The following is a 15,148-nucleotide window of genomic DNA, read 5'->3' on the forward strand; positions in this document are numbered from 1 at the left end:
TTTGACCTAGAATCTACATCTGATCGCATGAAAAAATATGCTTTGTTGGTTTGCCTACTATGGATGGGCAGCCTTTCCTTCGCCCAACTCAAGACTTTCACCGCCGAAGAATCGGTTTTGTTGGAGCGCAACCTGTTGCCGGCCCGCGTGGCGCAGCTCGATTGGGTACCCGGAACGGAGCGATTTGCACATGTGGGGCAGGTCGATGGCGAATGGCAATTGTTGGCGGGAGATGTTTCAAGTGCGAAACAGGAAGTGCTTTGCACCTTGAAGGATTTCAACAAAGCGCTCGAAGCTGTCGGATTTGCCAGCAAGCCTGCATTCCCCGGCATCAAGCTCTTGGGCACGACATCCTTTCGGTTTCTCAACGAAGGTGCGGTTTGTACCTATGATTGGGTCGCAAAAAAGGTCACCAAGGTGACCACATTCAATGTCGATGGTGAAAACATGGACCTGAGCGCCCAGCACGGTGTCGCCTACACGGTCGCCCAAAACCTTTTCATTTCGCTGCCTGGGAAGCCGGACATCGCCGTCACCAATGAAGCAAATGCTGGCATTCGCAATGGCGAGTCTGCCCACCGCAACGAATTTGGCATCGTCAAAGGCACTTTCTGGAGTCCGAATGGGGACCAAATTGCCTTCTATCGAATGGATCAGACCATGGTCACCGATTATCCGATGTACAATTTTGCCACCAAACCCGCCGGCTATGACCTCGTCAAATACCCCATGGCGGGGGCAAAAAGCCACCACGTTACCGTCGGTGTCTACAATTCGACCAATGGAAAAACCACATTTTTGAAGACCACGGGCGACCCCGAGCATTACCTCACCAACATCACATGGAGCCCCGACCAAAAGTCGATCTACATGGCCGAATTGAACCGCGACCAAAGCAAAATGGCGCTCAATCGCTACAATGCGGAAACAGGCGAATTTGAAAAGACCTTGTTTGAGGATGCTGATGACAAGTGGATCGAACCCAAACACGGCCCGCAGTTCATTCCCGGACGTTCCGACGAATTCATCTGGCAGACGCAACGCGACGGCATGAATCACCTCTACCTGTACAAAACCGACGGCACCTTGGTGGGTCAAATCACCAAAAGTGCGGATTGGATGGTCACAGAGGTTTTGGGTTTTGATGCCAAATCCAAGATGGTGTATGTCACGGTGACGGGCAACTTCGGTGCGGACCGTTTGCCGATGGCCTTTGATCTCAAAACCATGCAAGGCACACCGCTCGCCACCGAATCCGGTGTACATACCAGCATTCTGAGTCCTTCCGGCGCACATTTCATCGACATTTATACCAGTGTCAATGTGCCGAATCTCACCACCATTCGCGAGACAAAGAAGGCGACCATCGTCAAAGAATTGCTCAACGCCCCCGACCCGCTCAAGGAATATGCTGTGAGCAAGCCCAAACTGTTCACCATCAAGGCAGCCGATGGCAAAACCGATCTCACTTGCCGCTTGATCCAACCTGTCAACTTCAACGAAGATGACGTTTATCCCGTCATCGTCTATGTTTACAACGGCCCTGGGGTGCAGTTGGTGACAAATTCTTGGGGTGCAGGTGCGCCCTTGTGGATGCAGTATGCCGCGCAAAAAGGCTATTACGTATTCACCGTGGATGGTCGCGGTTCGGCCAACCGTGGAAAAGCCTTCGAGCAAGCCATTTTCCGCGACCTCGGCACCGTCGAAATCGCCGATCAGTTGAAGGGCGTCGATTACCTGAAAAGCCTGATCAATGTCGCCAAGGACCGTATGGTCGTGCACGGATGGAGCTACGGCGGATTTATGACGAGCAGCTTGATGCTGCGTGCACCGGGCGTTTTCAAAGCCGGCGTTGCCGGTGGACCGGTGATTGACTGGGGCATGTATGAGATCATGTACACCGAGCGGTACATGGATACGCCTCAAACCAACAAGGAAGGTTACGACAAAAGCTTGGTTACCAAGTATATCAAAGACTTGAAAGGCAAGCTCATGCTCATCCATGGCACAAGTGACGACGTCGTCGTCTGGCAACACAGCCTCGACTTCGTTGAGAAATCCGTCACCAACGGCGTGCAAATGGACTACTTTGTCTATCCAAGTCACGCCCACAACGTGCGCGGCAAGGACCGTGCCCACCTCATGCGCAAAGTGCTCGACTATTTGATGGAGAACAACAAATAGGGAATTCGCCGTTGAGTCTCGACAGCACCGAACTCCTGATGTCCTTGGAGGATTACCTCCACATCTCCATTCCGGATTTGGAGGCGGAGAAGATCGTGACGATTCAGGACATGGTGGACACTGCCGCAGCTTACAAGGGCATTGCTGAAAAGTCGTCCATCCTTCAGCAACAATTGACGGAGCGGGTGAATGCAGCTTTATTGGACTTGAATTTGATTGCCACTCCTATGGGACTCGAGGAGCGCGTTTTCTTGGTTTTGAATCCCTTTCAAGGCCCTGATTGGCAGCGGTTTTGCGAAATCTTGAAGCTCGAAGTTCCCAAGCCCGAAATCAAGGATCCTCCCAAAGCGGGTTTGTTCAAGGCATTGCGCGGAATCATCTGGCGCGTGAGTTATGATTGGCAGGCGATCACCTTGGACCAGTTTTTGACCGTGATTGCTGCTGCCAATTACGAGAAATTGATCGATCGAAAAGCCATCCGTGATCAGTTCGAACTTTACTGCGCGATTTTGGCTGTCGTTGTCGAGAAAACCGGGGTGGATTTTTACGAGGTTAGGCCGGAGAAGTCCTTCGCGAATGATTTGGGGATTGATTGAAGCTTGCGGGAGCTGGAATCCAAAGGATTTCGCTTAAATTTGACTTGGTCCCCAACTCTTCAAAACCATTCTGCAATGCAAGAAAATCCAACCCCATTCACTGCCGGCGACATCTTTTACACCCGCCACGAAGGTGCCTACCATGTCTCCAAACTCCTGCGGTTTGATCCCGAGTTTGACGCCTACCATGTGATGATTTTTGAGCCGTTGGACCATGAACCCACGGCCGCGGACTTGCCCAAGTTGGAGGTGATCATGCTCCATGTCCCCATCGACCGCGCTGGATTTGAGAATCCTGTATTGCTCGGCAATTCCCCCGTGACCGACGATGATTTGGCGGGCTACCGCGAATACATCGTGCAGACGCACCAAGTCAATGAGCTCGTTCGCCTCGCGCAGGATCATTACCAACGGGCCTATTACCTCGGCGACGAAAAAAAGCACGAAGAAGCCATCGCGCAGTACACCTTCGCCATTGAATTGATCCCGGGATTTTTTGAGGCGATCGACAACCGCGCCTTCACCAAGATGGACCTGGGCCGCTGGGAAGAAGCCATCGCCGATTTTGAGCTTTCGCTGACGGTTGAACCCATTTCTGTGCTCGCCGAGTTCTCCATTGGAGAATGTTATCTGAAAATGAAAAACATTCCAATGGCCATTCAGCAATTTGAAAAAGTGCTCAAAATCGATCCGAATCATGCCCTCGGCCAGCAATTTCTCGCAAAGGCTAAGGCCCTAGGCGGCATTGCCTAGCCCTCGCTCTCACTCTCCCACTCATACTCTCTCATTCCCCTGCTCATACTCCCCAAAATGGTGCTCTTCATTTCAGGCAACGGCAACATCACATGGTCCGACTTTCGGCTTCACTATGAGGCGCCTATCTTGGCGGTCTTCTCCCAAAATCCCGATGCAGAATTTCTCGTCGGCGATTTCCGTGGCGTCGATGTCTTGACCATGGAATTGCTGAAGACGCTGACCCCTAATGTGCGTGTCTTCCACGTCGGCGAAAGGCCCCGCTACATGCCCGACGCATTCAAAACCTTCGTGCCGCAATGGTGGAAAGTCGGCGGATTCAAAAACGACCAAGAGCGGGATGCCAGCGCCATCGAAACCTGCACCCATTTTCTGGGCATCGATTTCAATTCGGATGAGAACCGCCTCAGTGGAACGCAGAAGAACATTGACCGGTGTTTGCAATTGGGGAAGGTTCGGTTGGGAATTCCCAGTTAACTTGCATTCATGAAGCGGAAATACAATCTCCCGTTCAAGACCAAGCTCATGTTGGTGATGCTGTCGCCGTTTCGGAAGCGATCGCCGGAGCCGCCTTCGTCCAAGGACTTGGCACGTGGGCGCAAGCCCGTGCCGCGCTTTTTTCTCACGAATTGGGTCCTGGGCAAGATGCCCAAATGCCATAGCATTACCGACAGGATGATTCCTGTGCGCGATGCCGAAATTCCGGTGCGGATTTACCGGCCGAATGCTGAGACCAACCTCCCCCTGATCCTCAACTACCACGGCGGCGGTTGGGCGGTCGGCAACCTCCAAAACAACGATTATTACTGCGCAGTCCTCGCCCAACGCGTCGGGGCCTTGGTCATTTCCGTGGATTACCGGCTCGCGCCCGAGTTCAAATTCCCTATTCCAGTCTATGACGCCTATGATGCGCTGATTTGGGCTACGCAAAATGCCGAATCCTTGGGAGCGGATGCCACGCGCGTATGCGTGACGGGCGACAGCGCAGGCGGGAACCTCTCTGCCGCCGTTTGCCTCAAAAGCCGGGACCTCGGCGGACCCGCGATCAAATACCAAGCCTTGATCTATCCTGCAACGGATTCCCGGCTCGAGTTTGCCAGTTTGGAAGCCCACGCCCATGCGCCAATTCTCACGAAAACGGACATCCTGCACTATCTCGACATGTACCTTGGCAAGCCGGAGGACCGCTTTTCGCCGTTGCTCTCGCCGATCTATGCGTCGGATTTGAGCGGATTGCCGCCTGCTGTTCTTGTCACCGCCGGATTTGACCCGCTCTGTGACGATGGCCAAGCCTATGCCGATCGCCTCAATGCCGAAGGCACACCGTGCGAGGTGCTCCATTACCCTGAAGATATTCACGGATTTTTTAGCCTGCCCAACCATACCAAAAGTGGTCGTCAAGCCATCGAGGAGGTCGCGCTGCGCATCAAGACAAATTTGTAAGGTCGTTGTACCAAGTTGGCAATCTTCGAATGTCTTTGAAGGTCGCTCCAAAACCGCGAATCCCCGGACAGCATTGCCATCCAAGGGATTCGATGAATTCTCCATCTGCTGATTCAATTTACCGCACGACGATCTTCCCGGATTGGGAAGCCCCCATGGCGGTGGCGACTTTGTAGAAATAAATGCCTTTAGCGCTGCCGGTGAGGTCAATGGTGGCTTCGTTGGCATTGACTTGCATCTCCAAAACCAATTCGCCCAAGACGTTCCGAATCTCAACCGTCGCCAATTCTGCCTCGGCCCGGATGTGGAAGTTCCCGTTGTTGGGGTTGGGATACACCGTCACATTGAGCTGCGCATCGCAACCCGCCACGACCACCTGTGAATATTGAAACGAGCCGTCGGCATCTCGCTGCTTCAAGCGGTAGAATATGGGGCCATACAAAGGTTCGCGGTCGGTAAAGGAATAAGCAACGGTCTGTTGGCTTGTACCGGCAGCATTCACCGAACCGATGGCTTGGTAGTCGGCCCCATCCCTCGACCGCTCGATGACAAATTCGTCACTTGCGAGTTCTGAAGCGGTAGTCCAGTTGATGTCAACTGCGCGGGAATTGCAGTTTGCCGCAAAGGACTGCAAGGAAACTGGAAGGGGCGTCGCAAGATCGGTTTCCCAGAGTCCGCGGCCTGCTGTGGCTGCACGGAGTTTTCCATTCAAGTAGCAGATTTCCAGCTCCTGTACATTCACATTGGGCAGGTTGGTCATGAAAGGCTGCCATGATCCCAACGAATTGTCGCGGAAATATACCCCGACGTCGGTTCCGACATAAACCCCGTCGTTGGAGCCGTTTTGGTAGACGATCGTGGAGGCCGGAAGGTTGGGCAATCCAGTGGTGTAATTCACCCAAGTCACACCCGCATCCGTCGTTTGCCAGACCTTGTTTGCTGCCGAAAACCCTGAAAAGGTCACCCATGCTTTTGCAGGATCTACGTTGCTCACCGCAATGGAGGTGATGCTTGCACTGCCGACAGGCAAGGTTCCCGTGATATCGTTGAAAACGTTGCCATTGGTCGTCAGGAACATGCGGTTGGAGCGCGCCGCGTAGATGTAATTCGTATCAGAAGGCGCATAGGCCAAAGCGACCAAGTTGCCGGCTCCGCCGACAATGTTGCCAACCTGGAAAAAGCTGCCGGGAGCACCTGCTTGATGGGAGCGCCACAGTTGGGCCTTGCCCACGAGTAGCACGGAATCTTTGGCAGGATTCATGATGAAAGGCGTCAACCAGTTGCCGTTGGCATTGACATTAAACCCGCCAAACGAACAAACGACGGACATGGAACCAGCAGTATTGTTCATTTTCAGAATGCGTCCGTAGTAGGTTTCCATGTAGAAAATGGTGTCGTTGTCGTGTTCATAAATGCATTCGACACCGTCACCTGTATTGGGGGTCACGATGTCCCAGACATTTCCCGTCAATCGGTGGGTTGCCATATCTTGATGCCCAGTGAGAATGGTGTACGGACTGATTTTAGAGGTGCCGAGGCGGTACATTTGGGCGACACCCATGCCTTCATTCATCGGAGTCCAGTTGAGCGCGCGATCAGTTGTCTTCCAAACTCCTCCGTCATTCATTGAAAAATAGGTCGAATCATTTCCTGGAAGGTACCGAATGTCGTGGTGGTCAGGATGCACAAAAGGTACCCCAAAGCCATTGTGGCTCGTGATTTTGGTCCAAGTCAAGCCAGCGTCCAAGGAACGGTACATGTCTGTGGCGCCTACCAAGATCGTATCTTCATGGAGGGCAGAAACGGCCATCGCCAAATTGTAATGGGCTTGTGCTGATGGAATTCCAGTCAAAATATTGGGCGTCGTGGCCTGCAAAGTGAAATTGTCTCCGCTGTCGAGCGAACGGTAAAACCCATAAAAGTCATTGGTCGTTTTTTTGACCGCGAGCAAATAAACCAGATCGGGATTGGCTGCCGAAACTGCGACCTCCATGCGGGCGACTGCACTCACGAGTGGCACCCCCACTGCGGTGGTCACAAAGGTGGCGCCACCGTCGATCGACTTGTAAAAAGTTCCATTCGCAGTGCTGCCCGAGGTGGCATAGACCACACTTGGATCACCGGGCTTGAATTCGATGTCGGTGAAGATGCCCGCGCCAACGACCGAGGGCCAAGTCGCGCCTGCATCCACGCTCCGCAGCAGACCAATCGAAGTCGCTGCAAAAATGATATTGGGTTGAATCGGGTTGATGAGCAATTTGTAGATGCTGCGCTGACTTTGAGGCGTATAGGTCAGCACGGAAAGGGGCCACGTAGCGCCACCATCCAAGGATTTGCGGATGCCCACCGACCGCTGCCAAAGCTGCGAATTGGTGCCGTTGCCATCGCCCATGGCGAGGTACATTTCGTTGGGATTGAGGGGGTTGATCGCCAAGTCCGTTGCGCCGATAAACGGCAATTGGTCGGTATTCGTGGTCCAATTTTGCCCGCCATCGATCGTCTTCCAAAGTCCGCCCGAGGGTGCCATGGTCCACATGATGTCGGAATTCGAAGGATGGAACCGCAAAAAGGTCACCCGTCCTGCGCCGCCAAAATAGGACTTCCAATGTGTGCCCCAAGGACCCAAAGGAACCCAATTGGAGACCGCCAATTCGGTGTTTTGCTTGTTGATCGCCGCATCCTTGAAGTCATTGGAGCGCAGATATTCCTCAAAATTGTCGTAGGATTGATGGATTTCACGCAAGTCGCCCGAAGGATAAACCCGTGGCTCCATAAAGGCTTCCCACCGCTTGAAGCGCGCAAACCCGGGAAATGTGCCGCCGCATTCATATTCCTCGTTCTCGCCCTCGGACGTACGCGCGTCCGGGTCTTCGATCAATGTTTTCCGGGCTTCTTCGTAGCGCTTGAACGCAGCCTGGATTTCGTAGAAGTTCTGAAGCTTCCATTCGTCACCTTCAGATTTGATTTCCATGTAAGGTGCCGAAAGCCAGGGCTGTGCAGATGACAGCGAGCAAACCAACAAGAGCAACAAGATGCTGAGAATGTGTTTCATAGATGGTGATCGTGATTTACCGAACGTACGCCCAATGAACAAACAATGTTGAGGACGATGGTGACCTATCTAGAATTCGGTCGGCTATCGAGGGTAATTGGTAAATTCCTGTCGGTCGGCAAATTGGAGATTTTCCTTTTTGCGCCTGCTGAATGCTTATTACGACGCGCTCCCATGACGCCTTGAATCGTTTTGCGGTCCCTAATCTGACTTATTTCAGTGCACTAGCTGATGGATATCCATGTTCTGTTGACGAGGCCTCATGATCTTGCAAAGCGTTCCGATCTGTTTTCCGGAAAGGGAGAGGGGAGGGCTGCAAACGGGATACCATGCTGGCTTCTCGTTCTTCAACATCCTTAAAAGGTCAAGATCATGAAAAAGATATCCAAAATGCGTAACCTCCTCTTGCTTTTGTTGGTCGTGTTGGGTGCCGGAAGCACAACCGCACAGATTCAGAAAGGAACATTTTTTGTTGAAACCGATTTCGGAAATGTCGGAATCAACAGTAATAATGGGATTTCTGCGGCAAATGACACGGTATATTCCTTCACGCGATCCCGCTATTTAAGCTTTAGCCTCTATCCGCGGGCGGGCTATATGCTCACCGACAACCTTGCCGTGGGAGCGGAGGTGGACTTCTATTTCAGCACGAGCAGCAGTGACTATTTGAATATCGATGAAGTCAAGACGTCTTCCTCCAAATCGCAGACCATCAGCATCGGATTGGGGCCTTTTGTGCGGTATTACTTCGCACGCAGCAGCAATGGTAAATCGGCCTTCTATGGCCAAGCCACTGTCGGATTCAACGCCGATCTGATAAGCAAATACGGCTCGGAGAGTTTTGATACGGCGGGTGTCGTGACCAGCACTTTTGAATACGACTATGCCAAGCCGTATAAATACCTCTATGGCAGTGCACACGTGGGTTGGAACAGGATGCTCGCAGATAATGTGGCGCTGAACTTGGCCATCGGCCTTCGCTTTATGCAGACCACTCAAACCTATTCCTATACCTACGCTTATCCCAACGGTACGAGCAATACAAGTAATATCTACCATTCCGAAAACAACTCCTTGAATCTGTCTTGGAGCGGGGGAATTACGATGTTCATTCCAACCAAGTAGGGAATGCCGGCTTTGGGGAGCAGAATTCTGAGGCTTACCGCGTCACTTCCTCAAAGCAATCGATCAAGCTGCGCAGGTCCAGCAAAAGTTCGGTGCGGGTGAATAGGGGCAAGGTTTGCAATTCGGGTTTGCCTTCGAATCGCTTTTGAATGCCCTCCATCAACAGGACCGAGGCTGGGTTTTGAAAGACGAATAGCGTTGAAAACGCAGGATTTCCGGGGTTGTCGGATGCTTGAATGGCCTGAAGGTTGCGTTTGTGCAGGCGGATGAATTGGCTCTCCGCAATGGCGCGTTTCTGGCTGTTTTTCTTGTCCTTAAAATGTTCCCAGATCACGAAATAGCATTGGGCCATGGCCTCCAAAGCCGGTGGCTCCAAGTCAAATTCGTAGCCTTCGAGCATGTCTTCCAAAAAGTGCTGGCATCGTTCGAAGTCAGTGACCATGGCCAGCCGTTGCTTGTCGGTCAATTGATCCGCACGCTGAAACAGCTTTTCCAAATGTGCAGCGACGGCAGGACTGGTCGAATTCGTATCCATGTTCAAGGACGATTTTTGCCGAAATTAGGCTTGAACGGGGTGCCAAACAAATGAAGTGTGCTTAATCCAGCAAGACGAATTTTTGCGTCGCCCGGTATTGCCCGTTGGCATCGTACCAGCGCAGGAAATACAATCCGGCGGGAAACCCTTGCAGATCTAATGTATGCTCGGCACTGCCTAACGCCTCCCATTGGGCGACGACACGCCCATTCATGTCAGCAAGTTGCAAAGTTGCGGTGGCAAAGCCTTCGGGCAAGCGCACATGTACCTGCCCGCGCGCGGGCTGCGGCCATACATGCATGCCCGCGCCCGAGGCGGGTGCATCTGCGGCCGTAGACCCCTGCACCGTGCAAACTGTCAGGTACGTCTGCGTATCTGCCCAGGTGCGGCCAAGGCAGCCAATCGGTTGGCTGTACCAGCCGTCGTTGGTCGAGCCGCAGGGATGGTGCTCGCCTTGGACAGTCGGCGTGCCCACCGCCTTGAAGCGCACGCTCACCTCCGATTCAAATCCGGCGTAGCCGATATGCACCGTGTCGGTGGTCGCGGTGCTCGCCAGCAACATCGAGTCGCCCCGCTGCAAAATCTGCACATTGCCACCCTGCCGGAATTTGTAGGTATGCACAGGCGAAGTCGCATCGTCGACATGCAAGTAATAGGCGATGCCCGCCACGGCAGGCAAGGCGAGGATCAACTCCGCATCCTGCCCGTTGGGTGCATTGAGCGAGTCGCAAAAGCGCGTCACGAAAATCCGGTCGGGATAGTCGATGATCGTGCGGTAAACCGGCACACTAACCGTCCAGTTTTGGGCTTGGAGGCCAATCACATTCGCCAAAAGGACGACGCAGGATAAAAGAAACCGTTTCATTTCGTTCAAAAATCGTCTGCAGTGTTTTCCTCGGACGTGGGTTCAGCAGATTTGCGTTTTCCCAGGCTTTTCTCCCGAACCATGGCGATGACCTTGTCCACTTCGGCGGCTTGACGGGGTTCGTCGGCATCGAGCATATTTTGACGCGTGTGGTTCAGGATATCCAGGTATTTGTCAAAGATTTCCGCCTTGACGACGGGATGATCGACAACGTTTTGAAGGGCATGGAGCAGGGCGCGCTGAAAGTACATCGCGCCATCGGCATCACGTTGAAAAAGCCATTGGCATTGTCTTCTGTCCAGTCCTCGATGTCGTGGAGCACATGCAAAAAGCCGTATTGTGCCGAGTAGATCTTCCCAAACCATTCGGAGAGATCTACAAAAAATGCTGCATCCTCCTGCCTACCGAGCGCGCCATAATGCCTTGCCACAAACATCCCGCCGGTTTTGCAAAGCAACCATCCCGACTCATCAAAGATATTGGCTTTAAAGCCTTTGATGTCATGCTGTTGCTGCGCGATGCCGTGGATGAAGAGCAAGATGCCCTGAAAACCATAGCCGGCATTGTCTTCGAGGTTGAGCAGTTCGCCATAATTGGGAAGGTGGTCGATGAAATGCTCGAGCTTGGCGATGTAGTCATCGTGTTGCGCCCAGCCTTCAAGGGCCACAACGGCCGTGAGCCGCTCCATGAGTTCGCTGTCGATCTCCCGCTGCGGCAGGGTCCGCTTCTGAATGCCCTCGCAAAAGAGGTCGACGCCTTGGAGGTATTCTTCAAAGGAATCGCTCGAAAGCAGGTAAAGAATTTTGGCTTTCATCGTCTCCATTTTCAAACAATCATGGCTTTGTCACCTGGTTTTGCATTCCGCACGCGCTCGGCATAGCCTTCGAAGAAAAACGGAATATTGTCTTCAGGACCGTTTTCCAAGCGCCCACGCACTTTGTCATACGCCAACAACGAAATCTCGAATTCCGGCAAACCGGTCACCAAAATCGGTTGCTCGCGGTCATCGTACCAGAGATACATCCCGCCAAAGTTGCGGCGGGCGACTTCGAAGACATAAGCCCCGACCTGCTCCACAATCTCATCACGTGTTCACTTGGCATGTCCGGCAAATAATCACTTGCCTCCTGCAGCAATTCTTCGATGACCTCTAGACTTGCCACGCTGTAATCAAAGCCGTCGAATCGGGTTTCGAAGAAGTCCACGCATTCTGCGGCCGATTCCACCATGGCCTGGGTAAAAGGGTCGTTGCCCGTGGACTGATTTTCGGGGGATGAAGATTCCATGCTGCAAGTTCGGGGATAATTGAATGCTTGGCAACCTGGAATTGCATCATCCTCTACGGCAGTTTCGGCATTTCGGCCACAGCTTCCGGCTTCAGCGAATCACAATCGTCCTGCTATCCGTCGCGCAGGCATTGAAATACCCGATGGCGCCGCCCAAGATGTTGCTGTAAGGATTGGCGGGGGCACTGCCGCTTCCCGGGCCTTGGTTGATCCCGAAGCTGGAAAAGTATTCATAGACGCCGGCATCGATGCATTGCATCTCCAAGCTCAAGGTATCTCCGGGTCTGAGTTGGGCACCCAATCCAGGCAAAAAGACTTCGGTGAGTTGCCCGTCAAACAAGTCGTCGTTGGTGACGATGCTTCCTTCCTGCCGATTGCCATTGACAAAGGAAACGAAACGATAGTAATTCTTTGTGCCGGCAGGATCTTGAATCTTCACGATAATTGGAAAGCGCATACCACCAAACAGGGATGCTTGGAGATTGTAGACGGTGTCAAGGGCAACCGCCTGCGGCATCGTGCTCGATGCGGTAAAGGTTTCCGCGCCTACATTCACCGTCAGGTTGTAGGTATGCCCGGGCCGGCCCAACAGGCTGTCGGTGGCATAATACCCCGGTTGGGTTTCGTACAACGTCGCGGAATTGCCTTCATCATCGGCGATGACGACAACGGCTCCCTGCACTTCCGGAAAGATACTCGCATCAGAGATGCCGACGCTCCGACTCAGATGGACCACGTGTGGGCCGGGACCTTCGGTCAATTCCCCCTCGATCACGACTTTGGAAGGCGCTTGCGTAATATCGACTTCGATCACCTTGGTACAGGAAACCATTCCCGACAAGGCGGTCAAAAGGACGAGGACGTATGTGAACTTCTTCATGGTTATCTTGGATCAGAATTTGAAATTGTAGGTGATGGAAGGCACCCAGCGGAAAAGCGAGGTCTGCACGACTTGGGTTTTTGTCGGATCATCAGGGTCGTCTTGGAAATCAATCGAATACGGGTTTTGTCGGCCATAAACATTGTAGCAGGCAAAGTTCCAGGAGTTTTCATATTTCGGTCTGGGTTTGCCTTCGACCGTGCAGCTGATGTCCATGCGATGGTAGGCAGGCATGCGATAGCCATTGCGCTCGGTGTAGAGGTAGTGCAATTGCCCGTCGACATAATATTTGCCGGTTGGGAAAGTGACGGCGTTGCCGGTGCGGTAGACAAACGTCGCTGCGAGCGAAACGCGTTTGCTGATGTCATACATGCCGACGATGCTCACGTCGTGCAAGGCATCCTGCTTGGCCTTGTACCAATTCCCGTCGTTGATTTCGGCAATCTGCCGCTCGGTTCGTGAGAGCGAATAGCTGACCCAACCGGTAAAATCGCCCTTTTTCTTTTTGAAAAACAGTTCCAAGCCATAGGCCCTTCCTTTCCCGCTGACCAATTCGCCCTCGATGAATTCATTGGCCTGGATATTGGCCCCGTTGCGCAGGTCGAGCTGATTGTACAGTTGCTTGTAATACAATTCGCCGCTCGCTTCAAACATATTGTCCTTGAAATTTTGGAAGTAACCCACCGAAACTTGGTCAGCGACCTCAGCCTTGACATTTTGGCTGCTGAGAATCCAAACATCGGTCGGGTTGGTGGCCGTGGCATTGCTCACCATGTGGAGATATTGCGCATTGCGTGTATAGGCAGCCTTGAGCGAATTGGTTGCGCCCAAGGTATAGCTGAGGGAAAGGCGCGGCTCTGGATAGATGTAGTTTTCGATGAATGTCCCAGCATCATAATATGTGGTATCTGTCACCGTTCCTTCGGAATCATAGGTGTAAAAATTCCCGCCACCGAGCTGATTGAACATAGAGAGACGCAGGCCATAGTTGATGTGAAGGCGCGTGGCCGGCTCCCAATCACCTGCAAAAAAGGCCGCGGATTCCAATCCTGAACGGTCTTGCACGGTAGGTGGTTGAAACGAGGAGGTATCGCTCAGCGTCACTTGCCCGGGTGTGACCGTATGGTGGATGGCTTGCAAACCCATGCGCAAGGTATGTTTCGGCGTCGCAAAATATTGGAATTCCTGCTTCACATTAAAATCCCGAATGCCGGAGGCGAGGCTGAAGGAAGCTGCCGTACTGGAGATCGCAACTTCATAGTCGTAGTCGCTGTAGATCAACGAGGTATTGCTAAACCATTTGCTGTTGATCAGGTGGTTCCAGCGCAAGGTCGCGGTTTTGTTTCCCCAGTTGATGCCAAACGCGCCAAGACCCAATTTGTCCCGACCGAAATAGCCGGATAGGTAGAGTTTGTTCTTGTCATTCAGGGAATAATTGGCCTTGACGTTGACATCGTAGAAGTAAAGTTTTGCGGTGTTGAACGCCTCGTTGGACGAGAGTTTCAGAAACATGTCGGCATAGGTGCGCCGACCGGTGACGAGGAAGGAGCCTTTGTCTTTGACGATCGGGCCTTCTACATTCAAATGCGATGCGATGATTCCGATTCCGCCGCTCACGTGGTATTTTTGGTTGTTGCCCTCATTCATCTTGACATCAATCACCGAACTGAGGCGTCCGCCATATTGCGCCGGTGCTGTGCCTTTGTAGAGGGCGACATCCTTGATCGCATCCGAATTGAAGGTCGAGAAGAATCCGAGCAGGTGATAGGCATTGTAGACGGGAGCTTCGTCAAGCAAAATGAGGTTTTGGCTGCTTTCTCCGCCGCGCACGTAGAGTCCGCCGCTGCCTTCGCCCGTACTTTTCACACCGGGAAGCAATTGCATCGTCTTTAGAATATCCCGCTCCCCAAAGAGGACCGGCACCTTGCTGATTTCGCGCATGTCGAGCTTGTTGACCCCCATTTGTGCCTGGGTCACGTTGTCATCGTCCTTTTCCGTGGTGATCAAGACATCGTCTACCTGCGTGCTACGCTCCATCAGGCCGACATCCAACCGTTTATTTTCTTGCAAACTCAGCGGCAAGGCAAGGGTATCGTAGCCCAAATAATCGACTTTGAGCGTATAATCTCCTTCGGGCAAGGTAATGGAATAGAAGCCATACTCGTTGCTGTAGGCGCCACCAGCTGCCGTGCCACTTGCCGGAATGGCCCTCAGCAAGACCCCGATCATCGCTTCGCCGGTGGATTTGTCCGTGACCGTGCCACTGACCGTAAATTTGGATTGTGCCTGCAAGGCCAAAGTGCCAAACAGGATTAAGGACAAAATGGAAAACAATCGTTTCATGGGTCAAGATTCGGGAGAAATGAGTTGGCGGTTGTTGATTATCGGGGAAAACGGGAAAAGTGTCGGTGAAGGAAAGCAATCAGGCC

Annotated in this window: 13 protein-coding genes; 6 read left to right on the top strand and 7 right to left on the bottom strand. The window is 52.8% G+C overall.

The window, feature by feature from the left end:
• Nucleotides 1-27 precede the first annotated feature (27 nt).
• The 5 genes from IPN95_01460 to IPN95_01480 all read left to right on the top strand — a co-directional run bounded on the left by IPN95_01460 (nt 28) and on the right by IPN95_01480 (nt 4,976).
• Nucleotides 28-2,184 (top strand): DPP IV N-terminal domain-containing protein, encoded by a 2,157-nt coding sequence (locus tag IPN95_01460; protein MBK9448088.1) that lies wholly within the window; start codon nt 28-30, stop codon nt 2,182-2,184.
• A gap of 11 nt (nt 2,185-2,195) precedes the next feature.
• On the top strand, nt 2,196-2,780 hold the full coding sequence (locus tag IPN95_01465) for a hypothetical protein (GenBank protein MBK9448089.1): 585 nt from the start codon (nt 2,196-2,198) through the stop codon (nt 2,778-2,780).
• Nucleotides 2,781-2,855: 75 nt separating this feature from the next.
• Complete coding sequence (locus IPN95_01470) at nt 2,856-3,533, top strand: tetratricopeptide repeat protein (protein ID MBK9448090.1); 678 nt, start codon at nt 2,856-2,858, stop codon at nt 3,531-3,533.
• A 57-nt stretch (nt 3,534-3,590) separates the two neighbouring features.
• The gene (locus IPN95_01475) at nt 3,591-4,010 is read left to right on the top strand and encodes a hypothetical protein (GenBank protein ID MBK9448091.1); all 420 of its coding nucleotides are present in this window, start codon (nt 3,591-3,593) and stop codon (nt 4,008-4,010) included.
• Nucleotides 4,011-4,019: 9 nt separating this feature from the next.
• Nucleotides 4,020-4,976, top strand: coding sequence for an alpha/beta hydrolase (locus tag IPN95_01480; protein MBK9448092.1), 957 nt, complete (start codon nt 4,020-4,022; stop codon nt 4,974-4,976).
• Between the two features lie 118 nt (nt 4,977-5,094).
• Here IPN95_01480 and IPN95_01485 read toward each other — a convergent pair whose 3' ends face one another.
• Nucleotides 5,095-8,028 (bottom strand): T9SS type A sorting domain-containing protein, encoded by a 2,934-nt coding sequence (locus tag IPN95_01485; protein ID MBK9448093.1) that lies wholly within the window; start codon nt 8,026-8,028, stop codon nt 5,095-5,097.
• Nucleotides 8,029-8,400: 372 nt separating this feature from the next.
• Between IPN95_01485 and IPN95_01490 the strand changes: the two genes are divergently transcribed.
• Nucleotides 8,401-9,153 (top strand): hypothetical protein, encoded by a 753-nt coding sequence (locus IPN95_01490; protein ID MBK9448094.1) that lies wholly within the window; start codon nt 8,401-8,403, stop codon nt 9,151-9,153.
• A 34-nt stretch (nt 9,154-9,187) separates the two neighbouring features.
• Here IPN95_01490 and IPN95_01495 read toward each other — a convergent pair whose 3' ends face one another.
• From IPN95_01495 to IPN95_01520, 6 genes are all read right to left on the bottom strand, one after another.
• On the bottom strand, nt 9,188-9,688 hold the full coding sequence (locus IPN95_01495; GenBank protein ID MBK9448095.1) for a hypothetical protein: 501 nt from the start codon (nt 9,686-9,688) through the stop codon (nt 9,188-9,190).
• 61 nt (nt 9,689-9,749) lie between these two features.
• The gene (locus IPN95_01500; GenBank protein MBK9448096.1) at nt 9,750-10,553 is read right to left on the bottom strand and encodes a T9SS type A sorting domain-containing protein; all 804 of its coding nucleotides are present in this window, start codon (nt 10,551-10,553) and stop codon (nt 9,750-9,752) included.
• A gap of 154 nt (nt 10,554-10,707) precedes the next feature.
• A complete protein-coding gene (locus IPN95_01505) occupies nt 10,708-11,367 on the bottom strand; it encodes a hypothetical protein (GenBank protein MBK9448097.1) in 660 nt (219 codons plus the stop codon).
• An 11-nt stretch (nt 11,368-11,378) separates the two neighbouring features.
• Entirely contained in the window at nt 11,379-11,630 is a 252-nt protein-coding gene (locus IPN95_01510) for a hypothetical protein (protein MBK9448098.1), read from the bottom strand.
• Between the two features lie 300 nt (nt 11,631-11,930).
• Nucleotides 11,931-12,719 (bottom strand): DUF4249 domain-containing protein, encoded by a 789-nt coding sequence (locus IPN95_01515; protein ID MBK9448099.1) that lies wholly within the window; start codon nt 12,717-12,719, stop codon nt 11,931-11,933.
• A 12-nt stretch (nt 12,720-12,731) separates the two neighbouring features.
• Complete coding sequence (locus IPN95_01520) at nt 12,732-15,062, bottom strand: TonB-dependent receptor (protein ID MBK9448100.1); 2,331 nt, start codon at nt 15,060-15,062, stop codon at nt 12,732-12,734.
• Nucleotides 15,063-15,148 lie beyond the last annotated feature (86 nt).

The sequence above is a fragment of the Bacteroidota bacterium genome (assembly GCA_016718825.1).
Lineage (GTDB): Bacteria > Bacteroidota > Bacteroidia > J057 > JADKCL01 > JADKCL01.

Bases quoted from the DNA above. Each gene is read 5' to 3' on its own strand.
- IPN95_01460 (MBK9448088.1), top strand. From the start codon at position 28: ATGAAAAAATATGCTTTGTTGGTTTGCCTACTATGGATGGGCAGCCTT.
- IPN95_01470 (MBK9448090.1), top strand. From the start codon at position 2,856: ATGCAAGAAAATCCAACCCCATTCACTGCCGGCGACATCTTTTACACC.
- IPN95_01475 (MBK9448091.1), top strand. From the start codon at position 3,591: ATGGTGCTCTTCATTTCAGGCAACGGCAACATCACATGGTCCGACTTT.
- IPN95_01480 (MBK9448092.1), top strand. From the start codon at position 4,020: ATGAAGCGGAAATACAATCTCCCGTTCAAGACCAAGCTCATGTTGGTG.
- IPN95_01485 (MBK9448093.1), bottom strand. From the start codon at position 8,028: ATGAAACACATTCTCAGCATCTTGTTGCTCTTGTTGGTTTGCTCGCTG.
- IPN95_01490 (MBK9448094.1), top strand. From the start codon at position 8,401: ATGAAAAAGATATCCAAAATGCGTAACCTCCTCTTGCTTTTGTTGGTC.
- IPN95_01495 (MBK9448095.1), bottom strand. From the start codon at position 9,688: ATGGATACGAATTCGACCAGTCCTGCCGTCGCTGCACATTTGGAAAAG.
- IPN95_01500 (MBK9448096.1), bottom strand. From the start codon at position 10,553: ATGAAACGGTTTCTTTTATCCTGCGTCGTCCTTTTGGCGAATGTGATT.
- IPN95_01505 (MBK9448097.1), bottom strand. From the start codon at position 11,367: ATGAAAGCCAAAATTCTTTACCTGCTTTCGAGCGATTCCTTTGAAGAA.
- IPN95_01515 (MBK9448099.1), bottom strand. From the start codon at position 12,719: ATGAAGAAGTTCACATACGTCCTCGTCCTTTTGACCGCCTTGTCGGGA.
- IPN95_01520 (MBK9448100.1), bottom strand. From the start codon at position 15,062: ATGAAACGATTGTTTTCCATTTTGTCCTTAATCCTGTTTGGCACTTTG.